Annotated in this window: 14 protein-coding genes and 1 pseudogene; 14 read left to right on the forward strand and 1 reads right to left on the reverse strand. The window is 29.5% G+C overall.

Annotated elements, in window-relative coordinates; translation table 11 throughout:
* Positions 1-48: 48 nt before the first annotated feature.
* From smc to KEC93_RS06575, 12 genes and pseudogenes are all read left to right on the forward strand, one after another.
* The gene (gene smc / locus KEC93_RS06520; RefSeq protein ID WP_077869860.1) at positions 49-3,606 is read left to right on the forward strand and encodes a chromosome segregation protein SMC; all 3,558 of its coding nucleotides are present in this window, start codon (positions 49-51) and stop codon (positions 3,604-3,606) included.
* Positions 3,607-3,744: 138 nt separating this feature from the next.
* Positions 3,745-4,653 (forward strand): signal recognition particle-docking protein FtsY, encoded by a 909-nt coding sequence (ftsY, locus tag KEC93_RS06525; protein WP_023973327.1) that lies wholly within the window; start codon positions 3,745-3,747, stop codon positions 4,651-4,653.
* Between the two features lie 511 nt (positions 4,654-5,164).
* A pseudogene (locus KEC93_RS06530) lies at positions 5,165-6,489 on the forward strand (IS1380 family transposase).
* Between the two features lie 334 nt (positions 6,490-6,823).
* Positions 6,824-7,153: a putative DNA-binding protein gene (locus tag KEC93_RS06535; RefSeq protein WP_065415735.1), complete on the forward strand. Its 330-nt coding sequence runs from the start codon at positions 6,824-6,826 to the stop codon at positions 7,151-7,153.
* A gap of 12 nt (positions 7,154-7,165) precedes the next feature.
* The gene (gene ffh / locus KEC93_RS06540) at positions 7,166-8,518 is read left to right on the forward strand and encodes a signal recognition particle protein (RefSeq protein WP_011968513.1); all 1,353 of its coding nucleotides are present in this window, start codon (positions 7,166-7,168) and stop codon (positions 8,516-8,518) included.
* Positions 8,519-8,570: 52 nt separating this feature from the next.
* A complete protein-coding gene (gene rpsP, locus KEC93_RS06545) occupies positions 8,571-8,816 on the forward strand; it encodes a 30S ribosomal protein S16 (RefSeq protein WP_008424801.1) in 246 nt (81 codons plus the stop codon).
* Between the two features lie 48 nt (positions 8,817-8,864).
* Positions 8,865-9,092 carry a KH domain-containing protein gene (locus KEC93_RS06550; RefSeq protein ID WP_011968514.1) on the forward strand — a complete coding sequence of 76 codons (228 nt, stop codon included), beginning with the start codon at positions 8,865-8,867 and terminating at the stop codon, positions 9,090-9,092.
* A gap of 558 nt (positions 9,093-9,650) precedes the next feature.
* Positions 9,651-10,148: a ribosome maturation factor RimM gene (rimM, locus tag KEC93_RS06555; protein ID WP_077869953.1), complete on the forward strand. Its 498-nt coding sequence runs from the start codon at positions 9,651-9,653 to the stop codon at positions 10,146-10,148.
* A complete protein-coding gene (gene trmD, locus KEC93_RS06560; protein WP_011968516.1) occupies positions 10,138-10,857 on the forward strand; it encodes a tRNA (guanosine(37)-N1)-methyltransferase TrmD in 720 nt (239 codons plus the stop codon). Before rimM ends, trmD begins: the two co-directional genes overlap by 11 nt.
* Positions 10,858-10,973: 116 nt before the next feature.
* Positions 10,974-11,324, forward strand: coding sequence for a 50S ribosomal protein L19 (rplS, locus tag KEC93_RS06565; RefSeq protein ID WP_017210749.1), 351 nt, complete (start codon positions 10,974-10,976; stop codon positions 11,322-11,324).
* A gap of 217 nt (positions 11,325-11,541) precedes the next feature.
* Positions 11,542-12,405 carry a ribosome biogenesis GTPase YlqF gene (ylqF, locus tag KEC93_RS06570; protein ID WP_077869954.1) on the forward strand — a complete coding sequence of 288 codons (864 nt, stop codon included), beginning with the start codon at positions 11,542-11,544 and terminating at the stop codon, positions 12,403-12,405.
* The gene (locus tag KEC93_RS06575; protein WP_077869955.1) at positions 12,392-13,204 is read left to right on the forward strand and encodes a ribonuclease HII; all 813 of its coding nucleotides are present in this window, start codon (positions 12,392-12,394) and stop codon (positions 13,202-13,204) included. Before ylqF ends, KEC93_RS06575 begins: the two co-directional genes overlap by 14 nt.
* Positions 13,205-13,394: 190 nt before the next feature.
* On the opposite strand, the gene KEC93_RS06580 is transcribed toward KEC93_RS06575, so the two are convergent.
* The gene (locus KEC93_RS06580; protein WP_077869956.1) at positions 13,395-13,766 is read right to left on the reverse strand and encodes a YraN family protein; all 372 of its coding nucleotides are present in this window, start codon (positions 13,764-13,766) and stop codon (positions 13,395-13,397) included.
* Between the two features lie 161 nt (positions 13,767-13,927).
* On the opposite strand from KEC93_RS06580, the gene KEC93_RS06585 reads away from it, so the two are divergent.
* Both KEC93_RS06585 and dprA read left to right on the forward strand, forming a co-directional pair.
* Entirely contained in the window at positions 13,928-15,448 is a 1,521-nt protein-coding gene (locus tag KEC93_RS06585; protein ID WP_023973320.1) for a YifB family Mg chelatase-like AAA ATPase, read from the forward strand.
* A 22-nt stretch (positions 15,449-15,470) separates the two neighbouring features.
* The gene (dprA, locus tag KEC93_RS06590; protein WP_011968522.1) at positions 15,471-16,526 is read left to right on the forward strand and encodes a DNA-processing protein DprA; all 1,056 of its coding nucleotides are present in this window, start codon (positions 15,471-15,473) and stop codon (positions 16,524-16,526) included.
* The last annotated feature ends 25 nt before the right edge of the window (positions 16,527-16,551 follow it).

Below are 16,551 nucleotides of genomic sequence, written 5' to 3' on the forward strand. Positions count from 1 at the left end.
TATTGTAACATTATTACCTAGTATATTTTCTTTTTAAGGAGAGGACACATGTTTTTAAAATCTCTAGAAATACGAGGATTTAAATCTTTTGCTGATAAAACAGAATTAAAATTTAAACAAGGCGTTACAGCTGTTGTAGGACCTAACGGAAGTGGAAAGAGTAATATTTCGGATGCGGTAAGATGGGTGCTGGGAGAACAGAGCGTTAAGGTTCTAAGAGGCGGAAAAATGGAAGATGTAATATTTGCAGGAACGCAGTTTAGAAAGCCAGTGGGCCTTGCTCAGGTTTCACTAACCCTTGATAATAGTGATGAAAAGCTCGCGACAGAATATAACGAGGTAGTTGTATCAAGAAGAATATTTAGATCAGGAGAATCGGAATATTTAATAAATAATTCAAAGTGCAGGCTAAAAGACGTAATAAATCTTTTTATGGATACAGGAATTGGTAAGGAAGGTTACTCACTAATTGGACAAGGTAAGATTGAAGCTATATTAAGTGGTAAGCCGGAAGATAGAAGAAATCTCTTAGAGGAAGCTGCAGGTATTGTAAAGTTTAAAAATAGAAAAGAAGAAGCAGAGAAAAAGTTAAGCAATACAGATGAAAATTTAGTTAGAATAAATGATATTCTGTCAACTTACGAAGAGAGAATAGAACCCCTAAGGATTGAAAGAGAGAAAGCATTAGAATTTACTGACTTATCTAATAATTTGAAGAAAAAAGAAGTATCACTTATAGTACATACCATAGACAAAATGGAAGAAGAATTAAAAGGGTTCAATGAAGATTTGAATTTAAAAATTAAAGAAATTGAAGATAAGCGTAAAGAAGTATCTAGTTATAAGTCACAACTTAAAGAACTAGAGATAAAAATAGAAAAGCTAGAAAAGAAGAATTTAGAAGAAAAAGAGAAATATTATAGCTTAAAAGAAACTGTTAGTGAAGATGAAAAAAGTATAGAACTTTATAAAGAAAGAATTAAGAGTTTTGAAGAAAAGATCAATAGGAATAATTATGAGCTGGATGATATTTTAGTTAAGGTAAATCAGCTTAATGAAAACAAGAAATTATTAGAAAGTGAATTGAGTGAAAGACTAAAGGAACAAAGATTAAGAGAAGAAGATATAGTAAATTTAGAAGAAAACAATATAAAAAGTTCTAAGGAACTTAAAAGTATAGATGAAGAAATAAAATCTCTAAGAGAAGGTGAATTTGAACTTTTAAGAAGTAACTCAGATATGAAGAATGAGATTACTATGCTAAATAAAGATCTCTCGCTAAGAGAAGAGAAAAAAGAAACCCTAAATTCGTCTATATCTTTTCTAGAAAATAATATTGTTATTAATTTAGCGACTTATAAAGACCTAACCAATGAAATTGAAAAGAATAAAGACAATATAAAATTGCTAAATATGCAAATAGTAGAGCATAAGAAAAAAATAGGTTCTCTATCAGCAAATTTAACTAAAAAAGAAAATGAGCTTAGAGAATTAAGTGGGACTTTAACAAAACTTGATGCAAATAGATCAATGTTAGAAAACTTGGAAAAGCATTATGAGGGATATAACAGGTCAGTAAAATCTTTAATGGAATCAATTCATAGGGAAAGAATTACGGCTGCAAATGATACTAAAGTCTTAGGTGAAATTTTCACTGTAGGTAAAAAGTATGAAGTTGCTATAGAAATAGCTTTAGGTGCTGCGATTTCAAATGTTATAACAAAAAATGAAGAAATAGCAAAAGTTCTTATAGGATATTTGAAAAAAAATAGTCTAGGAAGAGCGACATTTTTACCTTTAAATATTATAAAAGGAAAGAAGTTAGAACTAGATAGAAGTATAACTGAAGCTAATGGATATATTGGGATTGCAAGTGACATAATATCTTATGATAAAGAGTATAAAAATATAATGGATTATTCTCTAGGAAGAACAATAATCTGCAGTGATATGGACTGCGCTCTTAATATCGCAAGAATCGGAAAATATAATTATAGAATCGTTACTTTGGATGGAGAAATCATAAATCCAGGGGGGGCGTTAACAGGTGGTAGCATAAAGGGGAAAAATTCAAATGTTCTAGGTAGAAAAAGAGAAATTGAAGAATTAGTATTAGATATAAGCAATAAAAAAGAGAAATATGAGGAATTGAAAATACTAGTTCAAGATATCAAGAAAGAAATACAAGACCTAGATGAGGATATGCTGAATAAAAGGGATGAAGTTCATGAGAAAAATATTGAACTTACAAAAAAGGAAAGTGAGATTAAAGGGTTACAGTCTGATACGGATAAGTTAAAGAGAAATCTAGAAACTGCTAAAGAAGAAATAAAAAGAATAGCAGGCGAAAGAGAAGCTATATTAGAAAAGATTAGAGCTAAAGAATCTGAAGTTCAGGTGATTGAAAGTGAAAATACAGCTAACAAGAGCAAAAGTATAGAACTGGAACAGTTAATGAAAATCAAAGTTCAAGAAGTTAACGATAGCGATACTAAGCTTACAGAAATGAAAATCAGTAAGGCTAAGTTGGATGAGGCAATAGAAAATAAAAAGAATGAATTTTTAAGAATAGAAAAAGAAATTAAGGATTTAAAGATTAAAAATGAAATTTTAAATAATGAAAATGAGGAAAATAAAAAAAATATTGAAAGTTTAAATTTAGATATAAAGGCTAAGAATAAGAATATTGAAGAAAATAATATTAATATCAGCAATTTAGAAGTAAACTTTAAAGATGATGAGATATTAAAAGAAAAGTTAAAGCAAGAATTTAAAGAAAAAGATAATGTAATAAGCGGTATTTTGGATGAAGTAAGCTTAAAAGAAATGGAAGTTAATAAGCGAGAAGTAATTAAAGCTAAGAAAGAAAATGATAGGGAGCATGTTTATAAGAAACTTAATGAAGAGTTAGAATTAACTTATGCAGAGGCATTAGATAAATGTGAGCCAGTAGTTGATGAGGAAGCTTTGAAACAAGAAATTTTTGTTACTAAAGGAAAGATAACAAAACTTGGAGTAGTAAATTTAGCAGCAATAGAAGAGTACGAAGAAATTAAAGAAAAGTATGAGTTTATGTCTACTCAGGCAGAGGATTTAGAAAATGCCAAAAGGGAATTAAATGCCGTTATTGAAGAAATGACTAATGAAATGAAAAGTTTATTTAAAGAAAACTTCAAAATATTGAATTATAATTTTGATAAAACTTTTAAAGATTTGTTTAAAGGTGGAAGCGCTGAGCTTATTTTAGGTGAAGGTGATGAGCTTACAGCCAATATTGACATAAATGTAGAGCCGCCAGGAAAAAAACTTCAAAATATTAATCTGATGTCTGGTGGAGAGAAGGTTCTATCTGCAATAGCCTTACTTTTTGCAATTTTAAAGATGAAACCAACGCCTTTCTGTATATTGGATGAAATAGAAGCGGCTTTAGATGATGCAAATGTATATAGGTATGCAGAGTTCCTAAAAATGTTTTCTAAAAATACTCAATTTATAATTATAACTCATAGAAAGGGAACTATGGAGGTAAGTGATATTATATATGGAGTAACAATGGAAGAAAAAGGTGTATCAAAGGTAGTTTCAGTAGACTTTTCCGATAGCTAGCATCCGTAAACCTCCTACTTTTAGTAAGAGGTAACGGCTGCAAGCTTCTGGATTAGTTAGACTAAGATTTAAGATGAGATGACTTATCTTAAATCAAGTTTCACTTGAGCAGAAAATTTTAATTAGGAGGAAATGAATTTGTTTGGAAATTTATTTAATAAACTAAAAGAGGGATTAGCAAAGACAAGAGATGGATTGACCGATAAGATAAATGAGGCCTTAAATTTGGCAGTAACTATAGATGAGGATTTATATGAGGAATTAGAAGAAATATTAATCATGTCTGATATCGGTATGGACACAACAGTAGATATTATAGAAAGATTAAGGGGGAAAATCAGAAAAGAAAAAATAAACGATCCTCAAGAAGTAAAACCGGCATTAAAGGAAGTGATTAGAGATATATTACTTGAAGGTACATATGAAGATGACGAAAAAGAAAAGAAAGTAATGCTTATAATTGGGGTAAATGGTGTTGGTAAAACTACATCTATAGGAAAACTTGCAGCAAAGAATAAACAAGAAGGAAAAAAAGTATTACTGGCTGCAGCTGATACATTTAGAGCTGCTGCTATTGATCAGCTTGAAGTGTGGAGCTCTAGAGCCGAAGTTGATATAGTTAAACATCAGGAAGGATCGGATCCGGCTGCGGTTGTTTTCGATGCAATAGAAGCGTCAAAGGCTAGAAATGTTGATCTATTAATATGTGATACGGCTGGAAGGCTTCATAATAAGAAGAACTTAATGAATGAGCTTGAAAAGATAAACAGAATAATTGACAGGGAATTGCAAGGCTATAGAAAAGAAACGTTACTAGTTTTAGATGCAACAACAGGTCAAAATGCTGTTATTCAAGCAAAGCAGTTCATGGAAGCTTGTCCGATAGATGGAATAATATTAACTAAATTAGATGGAACAGCAAAAGGTGGTGTTGTTTTATCTATAAAGCAAGGCTTAAATATTCCTGTTAGATACATAGGAGTTGGAGAAGGCATTGATGATCTTCAAAAATTTGATGCAGAAGGATTTGCTGAAGCATTAATATAGGGTTAGCTAAGAAATAATAGGCCAGTATGTTTGGCCTATTATTTCTTTCATGTGCCTTAAAAATATTTCTAGAAAAATATATAAAAATTAAACTATGTTTAAATATTTATATGAAAATATATTTCTATAAACACATTTTTAAAGGTACATAGATTTATATAAAAATAGTTTCAAAGATTCATATTTTTAAATATACATATGAAAATATGTAAATATTTATTGGAAACATCAGGGGTTCAAGGTTTTTGATTATGAATATACAAAATATAAATATATATATATTGCGATTCACAATGCACATTTCACAATTCATAATTATAGCTAAAATTCGTGTAATATTTTTAAAACCTGAATTATTCATAAAATTATATGAAACATGCTTTGCATGGCTCGTTAAGCTGTTCTTAACAAATTCAAAACTTCACTTATTAAGTGAAAAAATATAGAAAAATAGACTCAAATTTGTTATGGTTAATTTGCGAAAAAAAACAATTAACAAAGGAGAGTCTATATGGGTAGTTTATTAGAAAAATCTTTGAATTTCAAGAGAAATGTAAAAATTAATTTTGATGGTGGAAATTTAACATCAGATTCTGGTCTTATTTTATATAGTGAATTTGATGAAAGAATAGGTTTTTCAAGAACTGTAAAAGATGTTTTTTATGTTAATGATGGAATTAATCATAGAGAACATACAAACGAAGAGATATTACTACAAAAAGTTTATCAAAGAATAGCTGGCTATACAACCGACGATAATTCAGATGAATTAAGATATGATCCAGCGCTTACTACAATTTTAGATAAAAATGCACTAGCTTCACAGCCTACAATTTCACGTTTTAATAACAATCTCGATAAAGAAAACTTAAGACAATTTAATAAAATAAATGAGTTGGTTTTGGATAAAGTATACTCAATTGATATGCCAAATCAAATAATTTTGGATATTGATTCTACTAATTTTGAAACTTATGGTAATCAATATGGTTCAGCATACAATTCACATTATTCAGCAAATGGATATCATCCACTATTAGTTTTTGATGGACTAACAGGTGATTTATTAAAGGCAGAGTTGCGTTCTGGAAATGTTTATACATCAAGAAAAACAGTGGCTTTTATTGGTCCATTATTAAAAAGGTATTCAAATAAATATATTTGTACAGACCTATACATTCGTGGCGATAGCGGTTTTGCTATACCTATGGACTTTATGAAATTGCAGAAGAACATGATGCTAAATATGCAATAAGATTAAAAGCAAATGCAACATTGTATAAGTATTCTGAAGAATTTACTACAAGAATGGAGATATTATGCAAAAGAAATATCTATGACCATTATACTATATATGGTGAATTTGTATATAAAGCAAAGAAATGGACTAAAGAACGTAGAGTTGTTGTGAAATTAGAAAAGAAAGAAGGTCAAATGTGTATAGATTATACTTTTGTTGTGACTAACATGACCAGCCATCCAGAAGCTGTAATAAAATTTTATTGTAATAGAGGAACAATGGAGAATTTTATTAAAGAAGGCAAAAACGGCTTCGCTTTCGATAAAATGAGTAGTTCATCTTTTATCGCAAATGCTAATAAGCTTCAAGAGATGGTTTTAGCATACAATTTAAACAATTGGATTAGAAGATTATGTTTTACAAATTCAATGAAATCTCTAAGAATAGAAACAATACGAATGAAAATAATTAAAGTAGCTGGTAAACTTGTAAAGAGTAGTAGATACTTAAAATTCAAACTCTGTAGTTCATGTGCTTATCAAAATGAGTTTTGGCATATTTTAAAAAATATCAATTCACTGCCGTTATTAAATTGATTCAGATTACAATTTAATATGTAAGATATGGTTAAAACCTAAAGTCCGTAGCGAAGCTGTACGTATATTTAGAAAAATAATTAAAAATTAAGAAAAGAAATAGCTAATAGCATGAAAAACTAACTTTCTTATGTTATTAACTATATCTATGAATAATTCAGGTTAAAATTATGATGAAGAATTATTTTTGCAACGTATATAATTTAAAAGTCATTAATTGCATTAAGAAATTTGATATATAGAGCCCAGGGATAAAAAATAAAAGTGTTAAGTAAAAATACTTGACACTTTGAAATAATCCTGTTAAAATCTCTTTTGTGGGTAAGGTGATTAAATGGAAGATAGAGTTGAGATTTCGTTACTTATGGATTTTTATGGTCCGTTATTAACAGAAAAGCAAAGTGAAATTATGCAGTGGTATTATAATGATGATTTATCGTTAGCTGAAATAGCTGAGCTTAATCAAACGAGTCGTCAGGCTATTCATGATTTAATCAAAAGATGTTATAAACAACTTCTCTCCTATGAACGTAAACTTAACTTACTTCAAAAGAGTATAAATAGAAAAAAGGAAATTATGAATTTTTTAGAACACTTAAAAAATAAATATTCCATTGATGATGAGGATATTATAAAATATAAAGAAAAGCTAGAAAATTTATAAGGAGGAGTAAACATGGCTTTCGAAGGATTAGGTGAAAAATTACAGGAGACTTTTAGAAAATTAAAAGGTAAAGGAAAGTTGACTGAAAAAGATATAAAAGAAGCCATGAGAGAAGTAAAGCTTGCCTTACTAGAAGCAGATGTTAACTATAAAGTTGTTAAACAATTTATTTCTTCTGTTAGTTCTAAATGTGTTGGAAGTGAAGTTCTTGAAAGTCTAACACCAGGACAACATGTAATAAAGATAGTTAATGAAGAACTTACTAATCTTATGGGTGGAACTGAAAGTAAACTTAATTATAGTAGTTCAGGACTTACAGTTATAATGTTAGTTGGATTACAAGGAGCAGGTAAAACTACTATGTGTGGTAAACTTGCGCTAAACCTTAGAAAAAATAATAAAAAGCCATTATTAGTAGCTTGCGATATTTATAGACCAGCAGCTATAAAGCAATTAGAAGTTGTAGGAAAACAAATCGAAATTCCAGTATTTTCGATGGGAGATAAAGTAAGCCCTGTTGAAATTGCAAAGAATGCAATCACTCATGCAAAAGATAATGGAAATAATGTAGTTATCATAGATACTGCAGGTAGACTTCACATTGATGAAGAATTAATGCAGGAACTAAAAAATATAAAAGATAATGTAAACCCATCAGAAATATTATTAGTTGTTGATGCTATGACAGGTCAAGATGCTGTTAATGTTGCAGAAAACTTTAATAATGATTTAGATTTAAGTGGAGTTATTTTAACAAAACTAGATGGTGATACTAGAGGTGGAGCTGCACTGTCAATTAAGACTATAATTGATAAGCCAATCAAATATGCCGGTGTTGGCGAAAAAATGAATGATTTTGAAGTGTTCCATCCTGATAGAATGGCATCAAGAATTTTAGGAATGGGTGATGTATTATCGCTTATTGAAAAAGCTCAGGAAGCCATTGATGAAAAGGAAGCAGCTGATTTAGGTAAGAGAATGTTAAATCAAGAATTTAACTTTGAGGATTATCTAATGGCAATGGAACAGATGAAAAAACTTGGACCTTTAAATAAGATTATGGAAATGATACCTGGCTTAAATTCAAAGGAACTTCAAGGAGTTGACTTTGATAAGGGGACTGAGGCTCTTGATAAGACTAAGGCGATTATTCAATCAATGACATTAAAAGAAAGAAGAAATCCAAGTCTTATACTAAAATCGCCATCAAGAAAAAGCAGAATAGCTAAAGGATCAGGTACTAATATACAAGAAGTTAACAAACTCATGAAGGGCTATGAAATGATGAAAAAGAACATGAAGCAAATGAAGTCATTCCAGAAGCAGGCAAAGAAAGGCGGCCTATTTGGCAAGTTACCTTTCTAAGCATTAGAGTTAAAATATATATTTATTATCCTTTAAAGGAGGTGAAATTAAAATGGCAGTAAAAATCAGATTAAGAAGAATGGGTGCTAAGAAAGCTCCTTTCTATAGAATAATTGTTGCAGATTCAAGAGCACCAAGAGATGGTAAGTTCATCGATGAAATTGGATACTATAATCCATTAACTGAACCAGTTGAAGTTAAAATCAACGAAGAAAAAGCTAATGAATGGTTATCTAATGGAGCACAACCAACAGAAGTAGTTAAGAGACTTTTCAATAATGCAGGTCTTACTAAGTAATTTTTGGAGGTGAATTCTGCAGTTAGTACATACTAATTGTAGGCGTTTATGAAGGAATTAGTTGAATTTATGGCTAAATCCCTTGTTGATAACCCAGATGCAGTTACTGTTAATGAGGTAGATGGAGAACAATCCATAATACTTGAATTAAAAGTTGCACCAGAAGATATGGGTAAGATTATAGGTAAGCAAGGAAGAATTGCGAAAGCTATAAGAACAGTTATAAAAGCTGCAGCAGTTAAACAGAATAAACGAGTTATAGTAGAAATCATCTAAAAATTGAGAGTTAGGGAAACCTAACTCTTTTTAAATATACACATTAGAAAAAAGCGCGTAAGCGCAATTGAGAACATTTCGCCTATAAAAAAAGCGCGTTAGCGCAACCAAGATCATTTGCTGTAAAAGATGCGCGTAAGCGCAATTGAGAACATTTCTCTTATAAAAAAAGTGTGTAAACGCAACTAAGATAATTTAACTGTAAAAAAGATGCGTTAGCGCAACCGCGAACATTTTGTCTATAAAAATGCGCGTCAGCACAATTAAGATTAATTCGTATATGAAAAAGCACACGTATATGAGAAGAGTGCGATTAACAATTCGGAACTTGTTAAGTGAAACTAAGATCATATAGGCAATTTAATATCTTTAACAATGAGTTCAAAGAAAAAAGTATATAATAATTTATATAGGGCATAATCAAAAAAATAATGGATTTCAGTATAAGATACTATTAAAAATAACAACAAGTCAGTATGCTGGTCTATTTTTCGTCATACGCGTCTCTAAGTTATTTTATGCCATTATTCTTCTTATGCTTAAAATGAGGTGAAAAGAGTGGGAAATTTATTTAAAATTGGTCAGATTATAAATACACATGGAATTAAAGGCGAAGTTAAAGTCTATCCTCTAACAGAAGATGTGAATAAATTTAAACGTCTAGAAACTGTTTTAGTAGGTGGAGAGGAAAAGAAAATATTAGGAGTTAAATTTCAAAAAGATAGAGTGATACTAAAAATTGAAGGTATAGACTCTATGAATGATGCTGAAACTTATAAACAAAAATATATTGAAATACCACGCGAAAATGAGCCAGAACTTCCACCTGACACATATTATGTTTCTGATTTAAAAGAATGTACTATATATGATATTAATGAAAAAGAAATTGGAAGAATTTTCGATGTAATAAGCACTCCTAACAATGATGTATATTGGATTAAGGAACCTAAGGAACTATTAATACCAGTTCTTAGAGATATAGTTCTAGATATAGATATAAAATTGAAAAAAATCATTATTAAGCCAGTAGGTGAATGGCAAGATGAAGATTAGCATATTAACGTTATTTCCAGAAATGTTTTCTATTTTCGATCATAGTATAATAGGAAGAGCAAGAGAAAATAACATAGTGGATTTAGAAACGCTAAACATAAGAGATTATACATTAAACAAACATAAAAAAGTTGATGATTATCCTTATGGTGGCGGTGCTGGAATGGTTATGGCGCCTCAGCCCATAGTTGATACTATAAGGGATGCAAAGTTAAGTAATAAAGGGAAGGTTGTTTTCTTAGGGCCGAGAGGAAAAACCTTTAACCAAGAGATTGCTAAAGAGCTTTCTAAGGAAGAAGGGCTTATATTTTTATGTGGACATTATGAAGGAATAGATGAAAGAGTTTATAAGCATATAGATATGGAGATTTCACTTGGAGATTTTGTGTTGACTGGTGGAGAGATGGCTGCAATTCCGGTCATTGATTGTATATTAAGATTAATTCCAGGTGTTTTGGGAAAAGAAGAGAGCTTTATGGAAGAGTCGTTTTATAATGGACTTTTAGAATATCCGCAATATACTAGACCAGAAGAGTTTGAAGGAGATAAAGTGCCTGAAATTCTGCTATCTGGGCATCATGAAAATATAAGAAAATGGAGAAGACTTAAGTCTCTTGAGGTAACAAAGAAGATTAGACCCGATTTATATAAGAAAATTACATTAACCAAAGAAGATATTAAAATATTAAAAAATAAAAATAATAAATAATTTTTGTTGAAATATAAAAAATTATGTGATAATATTAAATTTGTGCTAGTACGGGCGTTCCGCTGTCATACATATGTGTTAAGAACGTCAAATTATCGTTAAGGAGGGAATGCACAATGAACGAAATAATAAGAGCTATAGAAGCTGAACAAATCAGAACTGACTTACCTAAATTTGCTATCGGGGATACTATAAAGGTATACGTTAAGATTCAAGAAGGTAACAAAGAAAGAATTCAAATGTTCGAAGGTACTGTTATCAAAAAACAAAATGGTGGTTTAAGAGAAACTTTCACTGTAAGAAGAGTTGCTTACGGAACTGGAGTTGAAAGAACATTCCCAATGAATGCACCAATCATCGACAAAATTGAAATCGCTAGAAAAGGTAAAGTTAGAAGAGCTAAACTTTACTACTTAAGAGATAGAGTTGGTAAGTCTGCTAAAGTTAAAGAATTATTAACTAGATAGTATTTGAAAAGGGGACTGTTTCAGTCCTTTTTTTTATTATATGAGAAAATTAATATCAATATGTGATTAATGTACAGTGTACAATTAAGGATGGAAAATTCAAGGAATTTTCTGATAATAAAAGTCTAAGTGATTTTATTATAATTTGCTACAGGGTGCCTTAAATGGCGTGAAATGTGCATTGTGAACTGAAAAATAAATTTAAGGAGGAATTCATATGGCAATTAATTGGTTTCCGGGACATATGAAAAAAACCCAAAGAGAAATTAAAGAAAACTTGAAATTAGTAGATGCTGTAATTGAAATAAGAGATGCTAGAATTCCAAGGAGTTCTGCAAATCCTGATATTGAAAAATTGTTAGAGGGAAAACCAAGAATTATACTTTTAAATAAGAGTGATTTAACCGATGGCAAAGTTACAAAAGAGTGGATAAATTATTTAACCAAAGATGATGTTAAAGTATTAGAGGTTAATTGTTTAAAAGGTGATGGACTTAAGAATATAAAGCCTACACTACTAACATTATTGAAGGAAAAGCATGATAGATTAAAGGCAAAAGGTATGGTTAATATAACAATGAGAGTAATGGTTGTTGGAATACCTAATGTAGGAAAATCTACATTTATCAATAAAATGGCGAGAAATAATATAGCTAAAACAGGTGATAGGCCAGGAGTTACTAAGAGCAAACAATGGATTAAAACAGGAATTGGGATTGAGATGCTAGATACCCCAGGAGTGTTATGGCCTAGATTTGAAGATGATGAAACAGCTTTGAATTTAGCTTTTACTGGTGCTATAAAAGATGAAATAATGGATATAGAAGAATTAGCTTTGAAACTTGTTGAAAAATTACAAACTAATTATGAAGAGAAATTAAAAGAAAGATATAAACTTAAAGAAGTTTTTGAAAATCCATTAGATACACTAGATGCTATAGGCAAAAAAAGAGGTGCTTTAATTTCTGGAGGACAAATTGACTATAATAGAATAGCTGTTATACTACTTGACGAATTCAGGGGAGGAAAAATGGGCAATATCACATTGGAGCGCCCAATAGAAGAAAATGATACAGTTTAATGAAGATATAAGATCGCTATCATTTGCGGAAATTAAGGAAGAAATACATAAGTTATCTATAGTTGATTTATATAGAAATGGTGAACATACAAAAGTTATAAACTGGCTAGAAGAAGATAAAAGGAAAAATGTATTATCACTTAAGAAAAAGATTGAGAAAGATTTAGAATCATATTTAAATGAAGTTAAAAGAGTCAAAACAATGTATGAGTTTGATAAATCATTTGGAAGTTATCGATATATAGCTGGTGTAGATGAAGTTGGTAGAGGACCTCTTGCAGGTCCTATCGTAGCTTGTAGTGTTATTCTTGATTTAAATGTTTTAGAAAAAGATTTAATCTTATATATAAATGATTCAAAAAAAGTAAAAGAGCATAAAAGGGAAGAACTTTCTGAAATTATAAAAAAAAAGGCATTAAGTTATCAAATAGCAGTTTCTTCTAATAAAGAAATTGATGAAAAAGGAATAGCTTTTGCAAATAATAAAGTGTTTTTAGAAAGTTGTAATGCACTTAGCATAAAACCTGATTTAGTATTATCTGATGGCTATTTAATTAAGAACATTGGTATAGAGAATAAATCTGTCATAAAGGGTGATACAAAAAGTGCTAGTATTGCTGCGGCATCAATTGTGGCAAAAGTGTATAGAGATAGACTTATGAAAGAGTATGCTAAGAAATATCCACATTATGACTTTGAAAATAATGTCGGATATGGCACATCAAAACATATAGAAGGTCTAAAAAAATACGGAAAAAGCGACATTCATAGAAATAGCTTTTTAACAAAATTATTGTAATTAAGTTTTGGTCAAATGAAATTTATATGAATGGTATTTATGTGTTTAAGATAAAGAAGTTGATTTGAAGTCTATAAGAATATTAAAATAAATAATATTCTTATAGACTTTTTTATTTTATATGCTGTAGCAATAATCATACATTAAGGGGATACAAAAAGGGCTAGAAAAACTCAAGTGAGTTAAGTAATTAGTTGAGTCTAAAGGCATCTTTTATATGGTTTATTTTAAAATTTGTACTTTCTAAATTTAGATAAACTTCAATGACATCAAATCTAACATTAATATTAGGTAATCTTTTATAATTAATATAAGAATTAGCCACTTTTATTATAGATCTTTGTTTTGAAAAATTAACAGATTCTCTTGGCGATCCATAATTATTATTATATCTACTCTTAACTTCCACAATAATTAGTAAATTATTCTTTTTGCATATAATATCAATTTCGCCTAAAAAGTTTTTGAAATTACAATCTAAAATACTATAATCATTCTTTTCTAAATATTTCTTCGCTAAATCTTCGCTGAAATTACCTATATCTTTATTTATTTTTTTCACTATATCACTTCCAATTTTATTTACTGAAACATATTAAAAATTATTAACTGTATTGCTATTATATCTTTGAATTATTAACAATTAAAAAATAAATATAACAAATGTATTTTTATGGAATTAATATTTGAATGTATGTCTATAATTTTTAGTAGGTGATTTATATGGCAGTAAAAATAATTAGTGCAACGCACAATGGATTAGAAGGTTTTTTGATAAAAGTAGAGGTAGATATATCTAAAGGCTTACCGGTATTTAATATTGTGGGCCTTCCAGACACTTCAGTAAAAGAAGCAAAAGAAAGAGTTAGAGCCGCAATATTAAACTGTGGATTTGAATTTCCATTAGGTAGAATTACTATTAATCTGGCTCCGGCGGATGTGAGAAAAATTGGATCTCTTTTAGATTTACCAATCGCGATTGGTATACTAATGGAATCAAATCAGATTTGCAGAAAGAATTTAGAGGATTATATTATATTCGGAGAATTATCTCTATTTGGTGAGCTTAAAGGGGTAAAAGGTACTATACCTATAATAATTGAAGGAGCAAGGAAGGAAATTAGAAAATTTATCTTTCCTTATGAAAACTTAGAAGAAAGTTATTATTTTAAGAATGTTGAATATTACCCATTAAAAAGTTTAAAAGAAGTAGTCTCGCACATTACATATGAAGATATGCTTCCTTATGAGATGGATGAAGATGGGAAAGATGAAGAAATATTAGATTCGCCAGATTACGGAGATATTATAGGACAGTATTCTTCTAAAAGAGCATTAGAGATTGCGGCAGCTGGAAAACACAATATAATTCTTTATGGAGAGCCAGGATGTGGTAAAACAATGCTTGCTAAAGCATTAATTTCAATTTTACCATCTTTATCTCAAGAGGAATTAATAGAGATTGCCAAAATATATAGTGCATGTGGTCTTATGACAAGGATTTCTCGTCTTAACAGACCTTTTAGAGCGCCACATCATACAACTACAAGAATAGCATTAATTGGTGGAGGAAAAGAAATAAGGCCAGGGGAAATAACTCTTGCACATAATGGGGTGCTATTTTTAGATGAAATTTTGGAGTTTAAGAAGGATGTTCTTGAATCTCTAAGAGAACCTCTTGAAGAAAAAAATGTGAATATTAATAGGCTTAGTGGAAGTTATCAAATGCCTGCTGATTTTTTACTAATTGGAGCGTTTAATCCAGTAGAAAACAATGAGGATAAAGATTTTAATGATAGCAAATATTATTTGAATACTAAAATTACTAAATATTCTAAGAAATTTTCAAGTGCTTTGCTAGATAGGATTGATATATTAAATTACGTACCTAGACTCAATTATGATGAAATAGAAAACAAGAAAGATTCATACGATTCGAAAGCTATGAAAGAAAATGTACTTAGAGCTAGAGAAATACAAAAACTAAGATTTAAGAATACAGTTTATAAATATAATTCAGATATAAAAGGAAAGGATATCTTTGAAATTTGCAGGGTTAGTAAGAAATGTTCAGAGCTTCTAAAAAAATATTATAACACATCAAGTGTATCATTAAGAGGGTATGGAAAAGTAATAAAATTGGCAAGAACTATAGCAGATATAGACAATCAAAAGGATATTTTAGAGTTTCATATTCTAGAAGCTTTTAGTTATAGGAAAAATATTAATGGAGAAATTATATAGGTTTAGAAGGGAACATGTATAAATGAATTATGAATTGTGGTTAATACTTATTGATATAACAAGTTTTCAAAAAATAAAATTAATAAATAAATATAAAACAGCAGAAAATGTATATAATAATTTTGAGGAGATATTAAAAGAAAATGAAACAATATCTAAAAAATTAAAAAATTTTCAAAAAGATGATTTATACTATGAAGTTTTAAAATTAGAAGAAACATTATATAAAAAAAATATAGGATATATAACATACTCTAATCCTTTATATAAAGAGAAATTGAGCGGGATTTTAAATCCCCCTTATTTCCTTTTTTATATTGGAAATATAGACATTATAAATAATAAATCTATAGGTGTAGTAGGGGCAAGAAAATGCTCAAATTATGGACTAACTGTAACAAAACTCTTGACAAAGGAGCTTATTACTAATAATATAACGCTTATAAGCGGAGGTGCAAGAGGAATTGATTCAATTGCACATAAAACAGCTTTAGAGAATGATGGATATAACATATGCGTATTAGGATGTGGAATAGATAGAACTTATCCATCTGAAAATAAAATGTTGTTTTCTAAAATAGCAGAAAAAGGCGTAGTAATTTCAGAATTTTTACTTGGTACAGCGCCATTAAGAGAAAACTTTCCTAAAAGGAATAGAATAATTAGTGGTCTTAGTGATGGCGTAATAGTTATAGAAGCTTCAGAAAAAAGCGGATCTTTAATAACAGCTAGACTTGCGCAGCAGCAGGAGAAAAAAGTTATTGCTGTTCCAGGCTCTATATTATATGCTGGAGCAAGTGGCTCTAACAAACTGATTAGAGATGGTGCTAGTATATGTACTGATATAGAGGATTTAAGAGTTTTACTTAGTTTAGAACATATTGAAATTCAACCAATGAATTTTACACCAGAGAAAAGTGAAATACTAGAGTTAATTACAGATTCACCAATTCACATAGATGATATTTTTAAAAATACGTCTGTTGATAGAGGAGCTTTATACGCATTATTATTTGAAATGCAGATAAAAAGTGAAATTATTTGTCTACCGGGAAATTACTATGTGAAAACAATTTAAAAATGTGTAGGGGGTGAATACTTCA

The organism is Clostridium beijerinckii (genome assembly GCF_018223745.1).
Taxonomy (GTDB): Bacteria; Bacillota; Clostridia; order Clostridiales; family Clostridiaceae; genus Clostridium; species Clostridium beijerinckii.

What these genes read in the sequence shown, in the direction of transcription:
- KEC93_RS06535 (WP_065415735.1), top strand. Translation starts at nt 6,824, where the DNA reads ATGGAAGATAGAGTTGAGATTTCGTTACTTATGGATTTTTATGGTCCG.
- KEC93_RS06575 (WP_077869955.1), top strand. Translation starts at nt 12,392, where the DNA reads ATGATACAGTTTAATGAAGATATAAGATCGCTATCATTTGCGGAAATT.
- dprA (WP_011968522.1), top strand. Translation starts at nt 15,471, where the DNA reads ATGAATTATGAATTGTGGTTAATACTTATTGATATAACAAGTTTTCAA.
- ffh (WP_011968513.1), top strand. Translation starts at nt 7,166, where the DNA reads ATGGCTTTCGAAGGATTAGGTGAAAAATTACAGGAGACTTTTAGAAAA.
- rpsP (WP_008424801.1), top strand. Translation starts at nt 8,571, where the DNA reads ATGGCAGTAAAAATCAGATTAAGAAGAATGGGTGCTAAGAAAGCTCCT.
- ylqF (WP_077869954.1), top strand. Translation starts at nt 11,542, where the DNA reads ATGGCAATTAATTGGTTTCCGGGACATATGAAAAAAACCCAAAGAGAA.
- KEC93_RS06550 (WP_011968514.1), top strand. Translation starts at nt 8,865, where the DNA reads ATGAAGGAATTAGTTGAATTTATGGCTAAATCCCTTGTTGATAACCCA.
- trmD (WP_011968516.1), top strand. Translation starts at nt 10,138, where the DNA reads ATGAAGATTAGCATATTAACGTTATTTCCAGAAATGTTTTCTATTTTC.
- rplS (WP_017210749.1), top strand. Translation starts at nt 10,974, where the DNA reads ATGAACGAAATAATAAGAGCTATAGAAGCTGAACAAATCAGAACTGAC.
- KEC93_RS06585 (WP_023973320.1), top strand. Translation starts at nt 13,928, where the DNA reads ATGGCAGTAAAAATAATTAGTGCAACGCACAATGGATTAGAAGGTTTT.
- smc (WP_077869860.1), top strand. Translation starts at nt 49, where the DNA reads ATGTTTTTAAAATCTCTAGAAATACGAGGATTTAAATCTTTTGCTGAT.